The 19,141-nt window shown below is 59.2% G+C and carries 13 protein-coding genes and 3 pseudogenes; 12 read left to right on the forward strand and 4 right to left on the reverse strand.

Features of this window, described 5'->3' with window-relative positions:
* Positions 1 to 163: 163 nt before the first annotated feature.
* Complete coding sequence (locus tag LJY18_RS16440; RefSeq protein WP_238042875.1) at positions 164 to 895, reverse strand: response regulator; 732 nt, start codon at positions 893 to 895, stop codon at positions 164 to 166.
* 749 nt (positions 896 to 1,644) lie between these two features.
* Between LJY18_RS16440 and LJY18_RS16445 the strand changes: the two genes are divergently transcribed.
* The 6 genes from LJY18_RS16445 to LJY18_RS16470 all read left to right on the forward strand — a co-directional run bounded on the left by LJY18_RS16445 (position 1,645) and on the right by LJY18_RS16470 (position 11,175).
* Positions 1,645 to 4,548, forward strand: a complete 2,904-nt coding sequence (locus tag LJY18_RS16445) for a ribonucleoside-diphosphate reductase subunit alpha (protein ID WP_238042876.1) — start codon at positions 1,645 to 1,647, stop codon at positions 4,546 to 4,548.
* 361 nt (positions 4,549 to 4,909) lie between these two features.
* Complete coding sequence (locus LJY18_RS16450; protein ID WP_238042877.1) at positions 4,910 to 6,160, forward strand: ribonucleotide-diphosphate reductase subunit beta; 1,251 nt, start codon at positions 4,910 to 4,912, stop codon at positions 6,158 to 6,160.
* A gap of 309 nt (positions 6,161 to 6,469) precedes the next feature.
* Positions 6,470 to 7,666: an SAVED domain-containing protein gene (locus LJY18_RS16455; RefSeq protein WP_238042878.1), complete on the forward strand. Its 1,197-nt coding sequence runs from the start codon at positions 6,470 to 6,472 to the stop codon at positions 7,664 to 7,666.
* Positions 7,666 to 8,919, forward strand: coding sequence for a nucleotidyltransferase domain-containing protein (locus LJY18_RS16460; RefSeq protein ID WP_238042879.1), 1,254 nt, complete (start codon positions 7,666 to 7,668; stop codon positions 8,917 to 8,919). Before LJY18_RS16455 ends, LJY18_RS16460 begins: the two co-directional genes overlap by 1 nt.
* A gap of 292 nt (positions 8,920 to 9,211) precedes the next feature.
* Positions 9,212 to 10,687, forward strand: a complete 1,476-nt coding sequence (locus tag LJY18_RS16465) for a ThiF family adenylyltransferase (protein WP_330872775.1) — start codon at positions 9,212 to 9,214, stop codon at positions 10,685 to 10,687.
* On the forward strand, positions 10,684 to 11,175 hold the full coding sequence (locus tag LJY18_RS16470; RefSeq protein ID WP_238042881.1) for a Mov34/MPN/PAD-1 family protein: 492 nt from the start codon (positions 10,684 to 10,686) through the stop codon (positions 11,173 to 11,175). The genes LJY18_RS16465 and LJY18_RS16470 overlap by 4 nt, the downstream gene beginning before the upstream one ends.
* On the opposite strand, the gene LJY18_RS16475 is transcribed toward LJY18_RS16470, so the two are convergent.
* Positions 11,172 to 11,720: a 3'-5' exonuclease gene (locus tag LJY18_RS16475; protein WP_238042882.1), complete on the reverse strand. Its 549-nt coding sequence runs from the start codon at positions 11,718 to 11,720 to the stop codon at positions 11,172 to 11,174. The two genes, LJY18_RS16470 and LJY18_RS16475, sit on opposite strands and share 4 nt — an antisense overlap.
* Before the next feature lie 777 nt (positions 11,721 to 12,497).
* Here LJY18_RS16475 and LJY18_RS16480 point away from each other — a divergent pair.
* Positions 12,498 to 12,915 (forward strand): annotated as a pseudogene (locus LJY18_RS16480) (DUF1850 domain-containing protein).
* Between the two features lie 110 nt (positions 12,916 to 13,025).
* On the opposite strand, the pseudogene LJY18_RS16485 reads toward LJY18_RS16480, so the two are convergent.
* Positions 13,026 to 13,291: pseudogene (locus LJY18_RS16485) on the reverse strand (cbb3-type cytochrome c oxidase subunit I); the annotation flags it as partial.
* Between the two features lie 101 nt (positions 13,292 to 13,392).
* Between LJY18_RS16485 and maiA the strand changes: the two are divergent.
* Positions 13,393 to 14,025 (forward strand): maleylacetoacetate isomerase, encoded by a 633-nt coding sequence (gene maiA, locus LJY18_RS16490; protein ID WP_238042883.1) that lies wholly within the window; start codon positions 13,393 to 13,395, stop codon positions 14,023 to 14,025.
* A 137-nt stretch (positions 14,026 to 14,162) separates the two neighbouring features.
* Complete coding sequence (gene hppD, locus LJY18_RS16495) at positions 14,163 to 15,239, forward strand: 4-hydroxyphenylpyruvate dioxygenase (RefSeq protein WP_238042884.1); 1,077 nt, start codon at positions 14,163 to 14,165, stop codon at positions 15,237 to 15,239.
* Positions 15,240 to 15,323: 84 nt separating this feature from the next.
* On the opposite strand, the gene LJY18_RS16500 is transcribed toward hppD, so the two are convergent.
* The gene (locus LJY18_RS16500) at positions 15,324 to 16,112 is read right to left on the reverse strand and encodes an IclR family transcriptional regulator (protein WP_238042885.1); all 789 of its coding nucleotides are present in this window, start codon (positions 16,110 to 16,112) and stop codon (positions 15,324 to 15,326) included.
* A gap of 101 nt (positions 16,113 to 16,213) precedes the next feature.
* On the opposite strand from LJY18_RS16500, the gene hmgA reads away from it, so the two are divergent.
* From hmgA to LJY18_RS16515, 3 genes and pseudogenes are all read left to right on the forward strand, one after another.
* A complete protein-coding gene (gene hmgA / locus LJY18_RS16505) occupies positions 16,214 to 17,518 on the forward strand; it encodes a homogentisate 1,2-dioxygenase (protein WP_238042886.1) in 1,305 nt (434 codons plus the stop codon).
* A gap of 2 nt (positions 17,519 to 17,520) precedes the next feature.
* Complete coding sequence (fahA, locus tag LJY18_RS16510) at positions 17,521 to 18,825, forward strand: fumarylacetoacetase (RefSeq protein ID WP_238042887.1); 1,305 nt, start codon at positions 17,521 to 17,523, stop codon at positions 18,823 to 18,825.
* A gap of 21 nt (positions 18,826 to 18,846) precedes the next feature.
* Positions 18,847 to 19,059: pseudogene (locus tag LJY18_RS16515) on the forward strand (CoA-transferase); the annotation flags it as partial.
* Positions 19,060 to 19,141: the final 82 nt, after the last annotated feature.

A 19,141-nucleotide genomic window follows, 5' to 3' on the forward strand; every position in this document is an offset into this window, starting at 1 on the left:
GCGCGGTCACGACTTAACCCTAAACAGACCCTAGCGGGCCGTTGAAAAACGTAGGCGAGGCAGCCGAGGCCAGGCAAAAACAGGCGAAAAAGCGCAGTTTACGTGTTGTAAATGAGCATTTTGAGCCTGTTTTTAACAACGCATCGGCAACGCAGGTAGTTTTTCAACAGCCTGCCAGCGCTTCGGCCGCCTCGGCGACGAATAGATAGCCCTTGCTGCGCACGGTCTTGATCAGGCGTGGATGCATGGGATCGTCGCCGATCTTCGGCCGGATCCGCGAGATGCGCACGTCGATCGAGCGATCCTGGCCGTCGTACTCGATCCCGCGCAAGGCATTGAAGATCTCCTCGCGCGAGAGAATCCGCCCGGCATTGGCCGTCAGCAGCCAGAGCAGGTCGAACTCGGCGCTGGTCAGCTCGATGCTCTGCTCGCCCAGCCAGGCCTCGCGCATCGCACTGTCGACCACCAGCGGGCCGAACTCCAGGCGCCGCGGCCCTTCGTCGACAGCCGCCGCGACGCCCTCGCGGCGCCGCAGCAGCGCCCGGATCCGCGCCAGCAGCACCCGCGGGCGCACCGGCTTGCACACGTAGTCATCGGCGCCCATTTCCAGGCCAAGCACCTGGTCCATGTCGTCGGTGCGCGCGGTCAGCATCAGGATCGGCCCGTCGTACTGGTCGCGCACCTTGCGGCAGATCGTCAGGCCGTCTTCGCCCGGCAGCATCAAATCGAGAATCACCAGATCCGGCTGCTCCTTGATGATGCGCGCGGCCGCCTGGGCGCCGTCGCCCTCGATGCTCACCTCCAGACCATTGCCCTGCAGGTAATCACGGGTCAGCTCGGCCAGACGCTGGTCGTCTTCGACGATAAGGATGTGCCAGGTGTCTTGCTGCTGCACGGCTGCCTCCGGGGGACAGATCAACGACGACGAAAAAGACGCTGATTGTAGCAATGCCGAACGCCACCGCGCAGGTCTGCCGCACAGCCGTGAAAAGCGCCGCGGCGCCTCTGCACAGAGCAGGCCAAAACGCCACAAAAAAAACTACATATTGTGTTTCTGTGGCGGGCTTAAAAACTCGCGCATGGACGTGAAAAAAAAGCGTAACAACGACGAACGGTAGAGTGCGGCCCACCCCAGCAAACACGCGGGTTTGCGTAAGTTACCCCAAGTTAACCCACAGCTTTATCCACAGGCCGGAGGACTTGCCATCCCCCCAAGACCGCACTATCTTGTATCTCCAGCGCAGCAAACACCTATATGTTGGGTTTTGACCTCGAAAATGGCCCAAGCACAATTGCCCATAAAAGGTCTAGACCCCAAGCCGCATTGGTGAACAAAAGAACCTCCATGGTGGCCCGCGCACACGCGTAGCGACCATTGCTCCAGCAGCGCGACTTGCCTGCCAGAGCCATACAAACGCTAGGCAGCCCTTGCGCGCCTATCACTACATCTAGTAGTGCCGGCCATGGCCGACACAAGACATGAAGCCAGGAAGGCGCTTTCACTCAGACCCTTCCAGCCAGTTTGCAAGCCCCCTGCTCCCAGCCTCTGGCTGCGTGCAGGCGTTGTTGAAAGCTGATGAACGGCAGTTGATAGACCGCAAAGCGCCCGACTCGACAAATTACAGATCACGGAGACACGCATACATGCATACCGACACCACTCGCGAGAACTCGCAGGGCCAAGCGCCACAGGCCAACGATGGCAACCTGGACCTGAGCGCCACCGCGCCGGGCCAGTTGCGTGTGATCAAACGGAACGGCACCGTGGTGCCCTACACCGACGACAAGATCACCGTCGCCATCACCAAAGCGTTTCTCGCAGTAGAAGGCGGCACCGCCGCCGCGTCGTCGCGTATCCATGAAACCGTCGAGCGCCTGACCGAACAGGTCAGCGCCACCTTCAAGCGCCGCATGCCGTCCGGCGGCACCATCCACATCGAAGAAATCCAGGACCAGGTCGAACTGGCCCTGATGCGCGCCGGCGAGCAAAAAGTTGCCCGCGACTACGTGATCTACCGCGAGTCGCGCAGCCAGGAGCGCAAGCGCGGCGGCAACGACGTCGCCGAGCCGCACCCGAGCCTGCGCGTGACCCACCTCGACGGCACCGTGGCGCCGCTGGACATGGGCCGCCTCAACACCATCGTCACCGAGGCCTGCGAAGGCCTGGCCGAAGTCGACGGCGCGCTGATCCAGAAAGAAACCCTGAAGAACCTCTACGACGGCGTGGCCCAGAGCGACGTCAGCACCGCCCTGGTGATGACCGCCCGCACCCTGGTCGAGCGTGAGCCGAACTACAGCTACGTCACCGCGCGCCTGCTGATGGACAACATCCGCGCCGAAGGCCTGGGCTTCCTCGGCGTGGCCACCAGCGCCACCCACCATGAGATGGTCGACTTCTACGCCCAGGCCCTGCCGGCCTACATCGACAAGGGCATCGAGCTGGAACTGCTCAACCCCGTGCTGAAAACCTTCGACCTGGAAAAACTCGGCCGGGCGATCAACCACGAGCGCGACCAGCAGTTCACCTACCTCGGCCTGCAGACCCTCTACGACCGTTACTTCATCCACAAGGACGGTACCCGCTTCGAACTGCCGCAGATCTTCTTCATGCGCGTGGCCATGGGCCTGGCGATCGAAGAGCAGCAGAAAGAAGACCGCGCCATCGAGTTCTACAACCTGCTGTCGTCGTTCGACTACATGGCGTCCACCCCGACCCTGTTCAACGCCGGCACCCTGCGCCCGCAGCTGTCGTCATGCTACCTGACCACAGTGCCGGACGACCTGGGCGGCATCTACGACGCCATCCGCGACAACGCCCTGCTGAGCAAATTCGCCGGCGGCCTGGGCAACGACTGGACCCCGGTGCGCGCACTCGGCGCCTACATCAAGGGCACCAACGGCAAATCCCAGGGCGTCGTGCCCTTCCTCAAGGTGGTCAACGACACCGCTGTTGCGGTCAACCAGGGCGGCAAGCGCAAGGGCGCGGTCTGCGCCTACCTGGAAACCTGGCACATGGACATCGAAGAGTTCATCGAGCTGCGCAAGAACACCGGTGACGACCGTCGCCGCACCCACGACATGAACACCGCCAACTGGATCCCGGACCTGTTCATGAAGCGCGTGTTCGACGACGGCCAGTGGACCCTGTTCAGCCCGAGCGAAGTGCCGGACCTGCACGACCTCACCGGCCGCGCCTTTGAAGAGCGCTACGAGTACTACGAAGCCCTGACCCAGTACGGCAAGATCAAGCTGTTCAAGACCATCCAGGCCAAAGACCTGTGGCGCAAGATGCTCAGCATGCTGTTCGAAACCGGCCACCCATGGCTGACCTTCAAGGATCCGTGCAACCTGCGCAGCCCGCAGCAGCACGTGGGCGTCGTGCACAGCTCGAACCTGTGCACCGAGATCACCCTCAACACCAACGCCGACGAAATCGCCGTGTGCAACCTGGGCTCGGTCAACCTGCCGAACCACATCGTCGATGGCCAGCTCGACCGCGCCAAGCTCGAGCGCACCATCAAGACTGCCGTGCGCATGCTCGATAACGTCATCGACATCAACTACTACTCGGTGCCGCAGGCGAAGAACTCCAACTTCAAGCACCGCCCGGTCGGCCTCGGCATCATGGGCTTCCAGGACGCCCTGTACCTGCAGCACATCCCCTACGGCTCGGACGCGGCGGTCGAGTTCGCCGACAAGTCCATGGAAGCGGTCAGCTACTACGCCATCCAGGCCTCCTGTGACCTGGCCGACGAGCGCGGCGCCTACCAGACCTTCCAGGGTTCGCTGTGGAGCCAAGGCATCCTGCCACTCGACTCGCAGCAGATCCTCATCGAGCAGCGCGGCCAGAAGTACATCGACGTCGACCTGACCGAGTCCCTCGACTGGGCGCCGGTGCGTGCCCGGGTACAGAAAGGCATCCGCAACTCGAACATCATGGCCATCGCCCCGACCGCCACCATCGCCAACATCACCGGTGTGTCGCAGTCGATCGAACCGACCTACCAGAACCTCTACGTGAAATCGAACCTGTCGGGCGAATTCACCGTGATCAACCCCTACCTGGTTCGCGACCTCAAGGCCCGCGGCCTGTGGGACTCGGTCATGATCAACGACCTCAAGTACTACGACGGTTCCGTGCAGCAGATCGAGCGCATCCCGCAGGAGTTGAAAGACCTCTACGCCACCGCCTTCGAAGTCGACACCAAGTGGATCGTCGACGCCGCCAGCCGCCGCCAGAAGTGGATCGACCAGGCGCAGTCGCTGAACCTGTACATCGCCGGCGCCTCGGGCAAGAAGCTCGACGTGACCTACCGCATGGCCTGGTACCGCGGCCTGAAGACCACCTACTACCTCCGCGCCCTGGCCGCCACCAGCACCGAGAAGTCCACCGTCAGCACCAGCAAGCTCAACGCCGTGTCCAACGGTGGCAACGACGGCCTCAGCGCAGCGCCGGCCAAGGCCCCGGAAGTGGAAATGTCCGCCGGCCCGGCACCGGTGCCAAAGGCCTGTTCCATTGATGAACCAGATTGCGAAGCCTGCCAATAGTGTTCGGCAGCGCGTGGATCTGAGCGGCGCCCGCGTTGTTGCCGCAAGGTCCGACCCCGGTCATGTACAGCCGTACACTCCCGGGGCCGGCCCGCACGGCGCCTAGCGCTCACTCGCTCAGCTACACGCTCGAAGGGCGTGCAAAGCGTGAAGGATAAATTCGTAGGATGGGTTGAGCGCAGCGATACCCATCAATCTGCGCATAGGTAAATTTCGCGAACGAGGCGAACCACAGCCCGCCCGCGAAACATGATCAAAACACCAGATTACAAGCCGTTTGCGTGCACTCGACAACGGACTAGAATTAACTGTACATCCATACAGGCCGGTTATTTCACCGCCCTGAAGCAGGAGCCAAGCCATGCTGAGCTGGGACGAATTCGACAAGGAAGACGGCGCAGATGCAGCCGTCGCCAGCAACACCACCGCGCAAATCGCCGACATGAACATCGACAAGCTCGACCAGGTCGGCGGTGCCGCCGCGGTCGAAGCACGCGCCATCGCCGCTGACGACAGCGCCGCCGTGGCCCGCGCCAAGGCCGCCCTCGACCAACTCGACATCGCCGAAGGCCTGGCCGAGCTGGAAGGCGCCTCCGCCCGCGTCGCGGTCGACGAGAAGCGCATGATCAACTGCCGCGCCGACCTCAACCAGCTCGTACCCTTCAAGTACGACTGGGCCTGGCAGAAGTATCTGGATGGTTGCGCCAACCACTGGATGCCCCAGGAAGTGAACATGAACGCGGACATCGCGTTGTGGAAGAGCACCGACGGCCTGACCGACGACGAGCGCCGCATCGTCATGCGCAACCTCGGCTTCTTCTCCACCGCCGACAGCCTGGTCGCCAACAACCTGGTGCTGGCCGTCTACCGCCTGATCACCAACCCCGAGTGCCGCCAGTACATCCTGCGCCAGGCCTTCGAAGAGGCGATCCACACCCACGCCTACCAGTACTGCATCGAATCGCTGGGCATGGACGAAGGCGCGATCTTCAACATGTACCACGAGATCCCTTCGGTGGCGAAGAAGGCCGCCTGGGGCCTGAAGTACACCCGCTCGATCTCCGATCCGAAGTTCGAAACCGGCACGGTGGAGACCGACAAGGAACTGCTGCGCAACCTGATCGCCTACTACTGCGTGCTGGAAGGCATCTTCTTCTATTGCGGCTTCACCCAGATCCTCTCCATGGGCCGCCGCAACAAGATGACCGGCGTCGCCGAGCAGTTCCAATACATCCTGCGCGACGAATCCATGCACCTGAACTTCGGCATCGACGTGATCAACCAGATCAAGATCGAAAACCCGCACCTGTGGGATGCCGCGATGAAGGACGAAGCCACCCAGATGATCCTGGAAGGCACCCAGCTGGAAATCGAATACGCCCGCGACACCATGCCGCGCGGTGTACTGGGCATGAACGCCGCGATGATGGAGGACTACCTCAAATTCATCGCCAACCGCCGCCTGACCCAGATCGGCCTGAAGGAAGAGTACCCGGGCACCACCAACCCCTTCCCGTGGATGAGCGAGATCATGGACCTGAAGAAGGAGAAGAACTTCTTCGAGACGCGGGTGATTGAGTATCAGACCGGTGGGGCGTTGAGCTGGGATTGATTCCAGGGTCCGTAGGTTTTCAACAAACATTGAAATTTTTTCACTAAATGTTGAAACGGCGCACCGAGACGGTGCGCCGCCACTGCCTGGGGAGACAGCGGTGCCAGCCAATCAAGGCTGGCTCAGAGGTAAAGGGCAAGACCATTGGCCCCCAGACATCAGAGAGTAAACAACAGAGCCGGCGAGCAATGCTCGCGGCCTTTTTACTAGCAGGGCAGTTCCGCTTTGGGGAAAAGCTGTCGTAACCCTCCCCTTGGAGCTAACCACCTAAGTTTGATTCCGTTTGGCCATTGCAAGCCAAGAATATCGATGTACCAGGGGTACGCCGAATTGGACGAACAAGGAAAGCTCAAGCCCGTAAATGGGCGCTACAACACCAACGACGAAACGAAACGAATCGTCTGGACTCAGGCTGCCGGCCACTGCGAGCTATGCGGCACCGATCTCACGTTCGACTATCGCGCAGGCAAGCCGATGAGGTGGGGTGAGGTTGCCCACATCCTACCGGCCAGCCCCCAAGGCCCGCGAGGGCGTGAGGCTCATGACGAAGCAAAGGCGCAGGGGCTCACGAACGACTGCGCCAACCTCATGCTCCTGTGCCCGGGCTGCCACGACAAGATTGATCGTGACGCGGATGGCTACCCGGAAAATGACTTGAGTGGCCTGCACCAGGCCTACCTCGAACGCATCCGCCTCGCGGCTACAACGCCCGATGGCGGGCGGGCAATTCCCGTAATCGTTCAGAGCCAGCACTTCGCGACGAGCAATGACATTTCCGTTCGCGATCTGCTGACTGCAATGTCTTCCGAGGGACTAACGGCCTTCGACCATCCCATCAAGATCACTTTCCCGCCTCCCGGACCTCGTGGCAGGGAGGCGTTCTATTGGCAGAAAATCAAGGACGACATCCAGCACGACCTGGAGCAGCAACTGAAACGCCGTGGGGGTACTTATGGCGACACGCCTGCGCTGGCTGTCGTGGGTGTGGCTGATATCCCAGCGCTAATGCTATTGGGACAGGCTATAGGCGACCGCTCTAAACGCCTGCTCTTTTCCTTCAATCGCGAGCATCAACTACGTTGGCCTAATCAGTCAGCTGAGCCGCCGGAGTTTTTGTTCACCCCCCCGGCGGCTGGGGATGGCCCGCTTGCACTGGTACTGTCTATCTCCGCTCAGGTCCCGCTTCGCGACGTCGAGGAGGCACTACCTGGCGCACGTATCGCAGAGCTAAGCATCCCAGAACCCAGTTACGCGATGGTTCAGAACCGTCGCGTGATTCACGCTTTTCGCGACGCCCTACAAATGCACTTGAGCCGACTTGAGGCCGCGACGGCGGACACAATTCATGTGTTCGCGGCGATTCCAGCTGCTTTGGCGATTGAGTTCGGTGCCTTGCTTACCACGCAACACCAGCATCCTTACCTGATTTTCGATCGAGATAAAGACAACCAAAACAGGTTCGCGCCAACACTACAGTTGGGCCTTCAGGCCCAGGAGGTCCGTTGATGTCCATGAGCAATGAACAGACCAAGCGAGGGAGTTGGGAACACTTTCTGCTCCGCGCAGCAAGGGAGATCTCACTGTCGGAAGCACAGTACGAGAAGATCAACGATCGATACTCCCAGTTGGAGAAGATCCTTTCTGCATCCGACAATCTGCTACTGGCGGAGGCGCATATTTTTGTTCAGGGCTCCATGCGCCTGAAAACGACGATCAAACCCGTTTCTGGCGCTCCCGAAGATTTGGACACCATCGATGCGGACGCCATCATTTGGCTTCCACATGCCCAGGGGGCGGGAGCTCAAGAAGTCCTGGATGCTATCGAGGAGCGATTCAGGGCTGGTAGCCGTGTACAGGAAGAAATCAAGCCGCTGCGTCGCGGCATTCGGATCGTCTATGCCGACGAAAACCCCGGATTCCATATCGATGTCACGCCAGCGCGTGCCATCAATGGGAACTCTCAAGGCAATGGCGAAGGTAAGCTGGAAGTTCCAGACCGGGAGACAGGATGGAAGGCGAGCAGCCCCATCCCCTACTCCAATTGGTTGCAGGTCGCTTCAACCCAGACGATTTCCTTGGAGGAGCATCTGGCTGTCGCGAAAAGTCAGCGCACCGTTGATGCCGCCACTCAGGATCCGTTGCCTCAGTATGAGGAGTATCTCGATCAAGACCCACTTCGGGCAACGATCAAGCTGCTGAAGCGGCATCGTGATGAGTGGGCCATCAGAACGAAGAATGAGGACTGCCGACCTATTTCGGCAGTCATCACAACACTCGCCACTCACGCCTACCTTGACGTGGCGAAAGAGTCTCAGTCGAAACCGCTAAGCCCGCTGGATGCGATCCTCGAGATCGTCCGGAGGATGCCGGATCACGTCAAACACCGGGGGAACGAATGCTTGGTCTGCAACCCAGCAGACAGCGGTGAAAACTTCGCTGAGAAATGGAATAGACCGAGTGAGGGGCATCGCTACCGTCGGGCTTTCCAAGACTGGCACTCGAATGCCAGCGCATCTGTGTCTTTGGGGCTTGAGAGCTTCGATTCCGCGGAGGCTTTTGCCAAGGCAGTTAAGGAAAACTTTGGCATGAGCCCAGCGTTCATCTCGGCAGTGAACAGCGAAATTCCGTCCAACTGGACGATGCCTGGCCGCTCGGACGGAACCACCCGAAACTCTACGTCAATGGGCGCACTGTTTGGAGGTGTCAGTGGGACAGCGAGTTCTCAGGAGGACGTGAAGCCGGTTGAGCGTCTTGGTTGATCAGGCAAACACGCTTCTGCAGCGGGGCATAGCCGCGCTGCGAGGCGCTCTCGGTGAAGACGCTGCACTTGCACTTCTTCAGCCTGCCCCCACGCGGGCTGACGAAGCTTCGAGCTACTATTTTCCTCTGCCAGTTGACTACACGGGGACAGAGCGGCGGCTGCGCATCAGCTTTCCGACGAATTTTCCCCGCGCAGGCTTAAGGCTCATTGTCGAGCCCTCGCCGTGGCTTATATGGCCCCACGCCATGGAAGTTGGGCTGTGCCTGCATGGCTTTCAGGAACGCCCGGTGATGGGCTCTCCTGAGTCTGTCGTGGCAGATAGCTTCTCTCGATTAGGCAAGATCGTGAACTTGTCCAGGATGGGATCATGCGCGGCTGTTCGGGATGCCGAATTTCAACGCGAAATCACGTCCTACTGGTCCAGACAGCACGGCCTATCGCTACAGAACCTCATCCTTCTGGACCGTCCTCAGGCGGCCTCAAGGCTATTTGCCTTAAGTGATCCTCGCCAAGCTTTGCCGTCTGGCCAAGAAACAGTCTGGTTAGCGACAGATGTGTCATCACTAAAAAGGCACTGCACACGAACGATTGGCCGATCCCCGATCATGCGCGCGCCGGAGGCACCTGGCTTCTATGCAAAGCTTCAAAGCTATCCAGATCTACGCATTCCAGCCCCTGAACTATTGCTCGCATGGCTCGCTCCTCATCTTGATCCCGATGATTGCGCGCAGCTGTTGGCCTGGTTCAATGAGCGAGGTTCGCTAACTAACCGCTGGATCGCCTTGAAGCTTCCTGGAGACGCCAGTACCCCGATCTACTGTCTCAACGTGCGCACCCACGGCCCTCAGCTGGATCGCGGGTCAAAGTTTTATTTGCGATCAGCGCGACGCCGGCCAGCAGTTGCGGTCACTTATTCCCCTGTTCTCATCCGCGCAACGACACTGGACGTGCTGGATCGGACCGAGATTTTATCCCGCGACCTCAGCGGTGTGGCCCAGAGCCTGGAAAGTGCTCGCGTAGTTTGTGTCGGGGTGGGCTCGCTGGGTAGTACGGTTGCCCTGCAGTTGGCACGCTCGGGGGTTGGGCATCTGACACTCATTGATCACGACCAACTGGTGTCGGCAAATCTTGGCAGGCATGTTCTCGGGGCAGATGACTTAGGGCGGGCAAAGGCCGAAGCGCTCCACGAGCGAATCCGCAAAGACTTACCCACCACAGAGGTCGCTGCATTCTCAACCTTCGCTGAAGTGGTGATGTACAAGAATCCCGAGGTATTCGAACAAGCGGATTTGGTGGTGGTCACCACTGCTGATTGGCCATCGGAGGTGGCTCTCTGGAGATCCAAGTCGAATGGCACCTCATGGTGCCTACTCCAGGCCTGGAGTGAGCCACATACGCAGGTGGGACACGTGCTGCTTGCCCCATCTGGTGCATTCGATGCCCGAGACATGTTCATGGAGAACGGTGATTTTAGGCATAAGTTCACCGAATGGCCGGGAGGCGGCGTCATCGCCCTTCCCGCCTGCGGAGAGAGTTTCATCCCAGGAGGTTCTCTGGGGATGGTGAACATTGCTTCTATGGTTTCTCAAGCTGCGTTACGGGCATTGAGTGGTGACATCGAAAGTCCGGTCTGGGTCAGCAGCATCAACAGACCCCACGATGTGGCGACTCTGGGAGGGAAGTACCTTGGGCCTGAGTTACCTGCTGGAATGCAGCAGGCCCAGTTGGAGCGAGGTTGGCCGGCGCAAATGGAGAAAGCTCAATGACGGCAATTGCCTGGCGATGGGGCTGGCCTGGGGTGGACACTCATCTGTTGGTATCGCAGGACGTCGCGAGCCTGCTAGAGCGCTATTGCCAACGGAAGTTTGATGTGGAGCGTGGGGGACAGCTATTTGTAGACCCTTCTAGCTCAACCGGATTGGTGCTTGCCTTGGCCACGCCCCCTCATGGAGACGATCGGGCTGGAAGGACTTGGCTGGAATTGAATGCCCGCCGCTGCCGGGATGAGATAGAGCGTGCCAACGCTGAAGGGCTCCGCCTGGTGGGTTACTGGCATACACATCCGCAAAGCATTCCCATGATCTCCCCGACCGATATCGGGAGTTTTTCCAGGTTTGCTGCGCGCTACACACGGGATCTGCCACATCCAATGGCAATCATCGTGGGCAACACCAACAGCCCTGAAGGCATAAAGGCTTGGTCTTTCAGGGAGGGGCGCTATGTTGAAGCTGTCAGGGATAACAGGCCAGATTAGCGATTGCGCCCCTCTGCCAGCATTAGCGCGAATAGCTCTGCCTGAAATCGTGCGTCGTCTAATGCGTTATGGTTCGGTGAGCTTTGGGGCTTGAGCCGAGCTGTCATTAGGGAGGATTTAGTTTCCTTCCAGCGGCAGCCCGTAGCCCCCATGTAATACGCCTTTATGTCGACTGCAGTGAACCCAAAGGGGTTTGCCCCAACATACTTGTGGAAGTAGTAGTTGATGAATGACCAGTCGAATGGAGCATTAAGGCCTACGAAAATGGCTTTCTGCCCTGCTGGGCATGCCTGGGTTAGCCATTGCTCAAGTTTGAGCATCGCTACCTGCGGACTAAGCCCCTCGCTTTCCAGCCTTTTCAGATCAAGGCCTGTCACGGCCACTGCCTCTGGATCATGCTTTGAACCATCAGGCTGAAGCTCGAGATAAATAGAATTGGCAGGTTCTGCAACAAGACAGGCCCCGATTGAAAGCAGGCTATAAATGCCCGGCACCGGCCCGGAAGTTTCGACGTCGACGGAGACATAAAGCTCATCACTGGTCATGCCATTTCCTTATAGTCAAAGCTCGTTGGCGCACGGTGCTAGCTGTCCGCGCTAGAGCGCCCCGCCCCTCGAGCAGAACGGGCCAATACTTACGGATACGTTAACAAAATACAGGCTCCACCGCCTCAGCAAGGGCAACGATGCTCGCGCTTAGTTGCGTCTCGGACAGCAACTCGATGCAATGCGGCGATTCAGCCCGCCATTGTAAAGAGCAGATCGAGGCAACCGAAACGTCGCGGGTTGAGGCTGAGAAAACCCCTGCGACACGGCTCTTCCGCAAGGAGAGACAAGCACCTACCCTTCCGGTCTTCAGTGGCCGCAGACAGCGGCAACACAGGAGAATAGCGCAGAGCCCAAGCCGGCCCGGGTACTTGATCGAACCACTCACCGGGCTGGGCTGCTACGCGTTCCAACATCTACCTCAATTACCCGGCCGAGGCTCTGAATCACACGTCACGGGATTTGTTGCCAGAAGATGGTTTGTAAACGACGCTTTGGTTTCACACCGCCACGTAGCCCAAAGCTTGGATCCTGCAGGATCACCTGCTCCAATATCAAGCTCAATAGCAAGCCGGTAATCCCCCCATTTTTAGCACTCGCCAAAAGTAGAGGTCAGGCCGAAAGCCGAATTGGTATTGAGTGAGGGCGAGCATTCGCAACTGTAGTCGTTCATACGCAGCCGCCCTCTCCCAGCGGCACAGAGCAACCTGGCACGCATCATCCTCAGCACCTCGCTCAGCACTTTTGGCGTGGCCGGCGTGCCCAGGCGACGATGGCGTGATCGGACTGTGCATGGGCCTGGCCGGGGTGGTGTGGGCTGAGCTGCCCGTACCGGCCTTCACCTGGCCTGGACGCACACCATTGAGAAAGTACGCGTGGAAGAAGATTACCGCGTTACGCCAGAGGGCTTGTTGCTCGGCGAGGCGCGGATCAAGTGGTCTGGTGCCGGCATGGAAATCCCTGCCGATTCCGAAATGCGTGAGGGCAGCTGGCACTACCAACGCCAGCTAGCGCCCTGCAACCGCTGCGCTTGGGGCGAACCCCCGAGGCAGGGGATTACCAACTGTATTTCAACCAGCGTTGTCGCTCAATGAGCGACTGGCTCGGCCCGCCACAAGCGACCCGGCCGGCGTTGGAACTCTGGAGCTGTGAGCTCGGCTCCCCAATGTCGGTCAACGATGTGAATAACGGCTAACGCCGTTTTCGCTCCCAGCGTCACAAGCGCTGGCCGCACCAAGAGGAGCCCCCGTTCGACCAGGCCGGCGGGGGAACTCGAAGGGCGCCGGCAGCCAGCGCCCTGGCTCCATAAACAGAACTACCTTGGATTTGCACAAAAATCCAAAATGGGCGATGCCAGCCATTGACCCACATTGAGGCGATGTAAAGCACGGTTACGATGGAGGCCAGCCAGAAGTGCGCGTTGATTAGGGCGATGCTGAACATCCGCGCGGCCGAACACTCTGGGAATAAGGGGGTAGGTAGAGCGAGCCGAAGGTGCTCATCGCCACCAAGCCCAGGGCACCGGCGTGCACATGACCAATAGTCCAATCGGTGTAGTGTGACAGCGCATCTGAGCACCTCCAAACATCGCCTATACCCTTGACACCTCATCCCCTATCTAGCAAATTACGCTAAACGTAAACTAATTACGCAAATAATCACGGTTAGCGCAATGAATCTCTACACCTACTACCGCTCAACGTCATCTTACCGGGTGCGTATTGCGCTGGGCCTTAAAGGGCTGGATTACAACGCTGTACCGGTCAACCTGCTCAGCAACGGTGGCGAGCACCGCCAGCCCGCATACAGGGAGCTCAATCCGCAAGGCCGAGTACCTGCTCTGCGTACAGATGCCGGCGACATCGTTATCCAGTCGCCAGCCATCATCGAATACTTGGAGGAGCGTTACCCGCAATACCCATTGCTGCCAAACAACCCATTCGAGCGGGCCAAGCAACGCAGTGTTGCAGCACTGATAGGTTGCGATATCCACCCCTTGCACAACGTCGCGGTCCTCAACCGCCTGCGTCAGTTGCAGGTCGAGGAAGCCGAGGTCATGGCCTGGATTGCGCACTGGATCCACGAAGGTTTCACTGCGGTCGAGGCACTGATCGGCGAACATAGGTTCTGCTTTCAGGAGCCGGGCTTGGCTGATGTATACCTGCTGCCGCAGGTCTATGCCGCGCGCCGCTTCAAGGTCGAGCTCACCGCCTATCCGAAGATTCTTCGCGTAGAGAAATTGGGACTGCAGCACCCGGCAATCCTGAAAGCTCATCCCGACGCGCAATCAGACAAACCTGTGTGAGCAGATGAAGGTACTGGGGTTTCAACTCATTTTTGGAGACTTCCTGGCGCGCAGCGTCCGGGGTGTTTCCTGTGCTCCGCCAAAGAAGGCTTAGACCGCTGACACGCCTTCCACCACTCGAATTAAAGGAGCCAAAAATGGCTGATCTATTTGAAAACCCTATGGGCCTGATGGGCTTTGAGTTCATTGAATTCGCCTCGCCTACACCGAATGCACTTGAACCTGTCTTCGAGATGATGGGCTTCAGCAAAGTGGCCAACCATCGCTCGAAAAACGTCTCCCTTTACCGCCAAGGCGAGATCAACCTCATCCTGAACAACGAGCCAACGAGCGTTGCATCGTACTTCGCCGCAGAACATGGTCCGTCTGTATGCGGCATGGCCTTTCGCGTCAAGGATGCTCAGAAAGCCTATGCACGAGCGCTTGAATTAGGCGCACAGCCTGTCGAGATCGCCACCGGCCCGATGGAGTTGCGTCTGCCAGCAATCAAGGGCATTGGCGGAGCGCCGCTGTACCTGATCGATCGCTTTGGCGAGGGAACCTCGATCTACGACATCGACTTCACTTTTATCGAGGGCGTTGATCGTCACCCCAAAGGCGCCGGTCTGAAACTCATCGACCACCTGACCCACAACGTGTACCGCGGGCGCATGGCCTACTGGGCGGACTTCTACGAGAAGCTGTTCAATTTCCGCGAGATTCGCTATTTCGACATCAAAGGCGAATACACCGGTCTGACTTCCAAGGCCATGACGGCACCGGACGGCATGATCCGCATCCCGCTGAACGAAGAGTCGTCCAAGGGTGCAGGACAGATCGAAGAGTTCTTGATGCAGTTCAATGGCGAAGGCATTCAACATGTTGCGTTCTTCAGCGACGACTTGCTGAGCACCTGGGATCATCTCAAATCGCTCGGCATGCGCTTCATGACCGCGCCACCCGCCACGTATTACGAAATGCTTGAAGGGCGCCTGCCGGGACACGGCGAGCCTATAAACGAACTGCAATCACGCGGCATATTGCTCGATGGAACCTCAGACGACGGTGAACGCCGACTGCTGCTGCAGATCTTCTCCGAAACCCTGATGGGGCCGGTGTTCTTCGAGTTCATCCAGCGCAAGGGTGATGATGGTTTCGGTGAAGGCAACTTCAAGGCCCTTTTCGAATCGATTGAACGCGATCAAGTCCGCCGCGGGGTTCTTGCTACAGACTAAAGCGCTTCGCTTAACTCGGTTACCTCACGACAAGCCAGCCATTGCCTAACAGGCATAGCCGGCTTGTCGTTTTTTATGCGCACGCTACGAAGGAGCTACGCCACCCATTCTGGAACTCATTGCCTGTGCTGCCTGCACCAATAATTCAGCTGCGGAGCCTTGAGCGTCGGCCCTGAATGCAGTGGCCGCCCCTACCACCGTGATCACGCCGGCCAGCCTGTGACCGGCGGCAAATACCGGTGCCGAGAGGGCATTCACGCCCGGCATTAGTAAGCCATGCACCTGATGCAGCCCGGCTTTGCGAATCAACGCCATTTGCTTGTGCAAATCGGCTGAGCGCTCAGCGCTGGCTTTACCCACCTCTTGTTCGCGAATTTTCGAAGTCTCAGGCTCCGGAAGAAACGCATTGAATACGAGTCCCGTCGACGACCCTAGTAACGGCAATACCGAGCCGATCTGGGTCACCAGGGTCACAGCCCCCAGCGCCTGCTCCACGTGTACAACAGTTGGTCCCTTGTTGCCCCATACGGCCAAAAAACAGGTCTCGTTGAGCGCATCGCGCAACTCGATCAGGCGCGGCGTAGCGACCTTCACCACATCCAATCGACCCAGGGCAGCCAAACCGACTAGCAGCGCCTCCCGGCCAAGACCGTAATGGTTGGTCAGCACATCCTGTTCGGCGAACCCGCTGGCGATCAGCGCCTGAAGATAGCGATGCACCTTGCTTGCGGGCATGCCTACATGCTCGGCGAGTTTCGTCAATGATGTGGCCGGGGCCAATTCGGCCAGCCCCTTGAGGATGTCGGTGCCGACTTCGGCCGCCTGCACTTTTTGTCGCCGCGCACCTACGGGAGTCTCGATTTCCTTTGCCATGACTAGCCCTGACCCACTGTAAGAAGGCTGCTTTATAGCTTGACGTCAGGCGCAACACAAATTACGTTATGCGTAATCTAATTACGCGCAACGGTGGCGATATGTTTTCACGACCTGATTCCCTACCCCTTACCTATCAATCCGGGTTTGGCAATGAATTCAGCAGCGAGGCCCTGCCAGGTGCTTTGCCCGTCGGCCAGAACTCGCCACAGATAGCCCCCTATGGTCTTTATGCCGAACTGCTCTCCGGCACGGCATTTACCGTACCGCGCACAGAGTCACGCCGTACCTGGCTCTATCGGATCAATCCGTCGGCTGCACATCCTCATTTTCAGCGCCTGGGTAAACAGATCACGGGCCAGGAGCTCGGCCCAATCAACCCCAACCGGCTGCGCTGGGATGCCTTCGACATACCTCAAGCTCCCACCGACTTTGTCGATGGCCTGATCACTCTCGCCGCCACCGCTGCGGCAGATCAAGCCAGTGGCATAAGCATCCACCTCTACCGCGCCAATACCTCAATGGAGCGGGCCTTCTTCAATGCCGACGGCGAATGGTTGCTGGTACCGCAGCAAGGCCGCCTGCGCGTCGTTACCGAGCTGGGCTTGCTGGATCTGGAGCCGCAGGAAATTGCCGTTTTGCCACGTGGCATGAAGTTCCGGGTCGAACTGCTCGACGCCAGCGCCCGTGGTTACATCTGCGAGAATCACGGCTGCGCGCTACGCCTGCCCGACCTGGGCCCGATCGGCAGCAATGGCCTGGCCAACCCGCGCGACTTCGTCGCCCCGGTCGCCCATTACCAAGACACTGACGAGCCAACTGAGTTGGTACAGAAGTTCCTCGGCGAGCTGTGGATCACCCAGCTTGAGCACTCGCCCTTCGACGTTGTCGCGTGGCACGGCAACAACGTGCCGTACAAATACGATCTGCGCCGCTTCAATACCATCGGCACGGTGAGCTACGACCATCCGGATCCATCGATCTTCACCGTGCTTACTTCCCCGGGTGCAGTACAAGGTCAGGCCAATGTGGACTTCGTGATCTTTCCGCCACGCTGGATGGTGGCGGAAAACACCTTCCGTCCACCATGGTTCCACCGCAACCTCATGAACGAATTCATGGGACTGATCGAAGGTTGCTACGACGCCAAGGCCGATGGCTTCTCGCCAGGCGGCGCCTCACTGCACAACTGCATGAGCGCCCACGGCCCAGACAACGCCACCACCGAGAAAGCCATTGAGGTGGAACTTGCACCAAGTAAGATTGAGCAAACCATGGCGTTCATGTTCGAGACCAGCACCGTGCTACGGCCGACCCGCTATGCCCTCGAATGCCCGCAACTGCAAGGCAACTACGACGCATGCTGGACTGGCATGCGCAAGTCGTTCAACAAAGAGAGCCGCTGATAATGACCACGCATAGCAATCATCGCAGCTGGCTGGCTTCGGCTAATGACCACCCAGACTTCCCGCTGCAGAATCTGCCTCTGGGTATCTTCAGCAGCACCAATAAGTCGCCACGGGGCGGTGTGGCTATCGGCGAGATGATCCTGGATCTTCAGGCTGCACTGGATGCCGGCTTGTTTCATGGCGCGGCCGTCGCCGCCGCCGAAACCGCCAGTCGATCCCAGCTGAACGACTTCTTCGCCCTCGGCGCTGCCGCCCGTCGTGCCTTGCGCGGCGCACTGCTGGAGCTGCTGGATGAGCGCAGCAAACAGCGCGAAGCCATGCAGGCACTGGGCGAAACCCTGCTAGTGCCCATGCACGCTTGCCAGTTGCACCTGCCAGCGCGTATCGGCGACTACACCGACTTTTACGTCGGTATTCACCACGCCAACAACGTCGGCAAGTTGTTCCGCCCGGACAACCCCTTGTTACCTAACTACAAACATGTACCCATTGGCTACCATGGCCGCGCCTCGACCATTTGTGTATCCGACACCCCGGTCCGTCGCCCTAACGGGCAGACCTTGCCGCCGGGGCAGGACACCCCGAGTTTCGGGCCGAGCAAGCGCCTGGACTACGAGCTGGAACTGGGCATCTGGATCGGCCAGGGCAATGAAATGGGCGAGCCTATCGCCATCGGCCAGGCCAGCGAGCATGTGGCAGGATTCTGCCTGCTGAACGACTGGTCCGCGCGTGACGTACAGGCCTGGGAATACCAGCCGCTTGGCCCTTTTCTGTCGAAGAACTTCGCCAGCAGCGTATCGCCCTGGGTGATTACTGCCGAAGCCCTGGAGCCATTTCGCAAAACCCAACCTGCGCGCCCCGAAGGCGATCCGCAGCCCTTGCCCTACTTGCTCGACGAAGCAGACCAGGCCACTGGTGCTATCGATATCGAGTTGGAAGTACTGCTGCTCACCGCCGCCATGCGCGAGCAGGGATTGCCGCCCCAGCGCTTGGCGCGGAGCAACACATTGAACATGTACTGGACCGTGGCCCAAATGGTCGCGCACCACAGTGTCGGTGGTTGCAAGCTGCAACCGGGTGACCTCTTCGGTTCCGGCACCTTGTCCGGCCCGCAGTCTGAAGCCTTCGGCAGCTTGCTGGAGAGCACCGTCGGCGGCAAGCAGCCGCTGAGCCTGCCGAGTGGCGAGCAACGCACCTTCCTCGCTGATGGCGATGAAGTAATCATGCGCGCCCGCTGCCACCGCGAAGGCTACCCCTCCATTGGTTTCGGCGAGTGCCGTGGCACCCTGTTGCCCGCACTTTGAACACCGAGCTCTGCGTGCTCGATAGTGCTGATGGAGCACTGCGCCAAGGATGGCAACCCAAAAATTCACAAGATTTGTCAGTTACCGCTGACAGGTGTTGGTGTGGTCGATCGGATCATCACCGACTTGGCTGTGCTGGATGTTGTTGATTCGGGCCTGAAACTGGTCGAGATGGCCCCCGGCGTCAGTCTGCAAGAACTGGAAGCCATGACGGCACGCCCCATCCAGATCTGAACGTTGGGCGAACCAACACAGCGCCACAAGCGTAGTGAGCCGATAGGCTGGTAAGCCCATTTTTAATTGTTGGTGTTTTACA

Origin of the sequence: Pseudomonas sp. MMS21 TM103, from assembly GCF_022132145.1 — a bacterium.
GTDB lineage: Bacteria > Pseudomonadota > Gammaproteobacteria > Pseudomonadales > Pseudomonadaceae > Aquipseudomonas.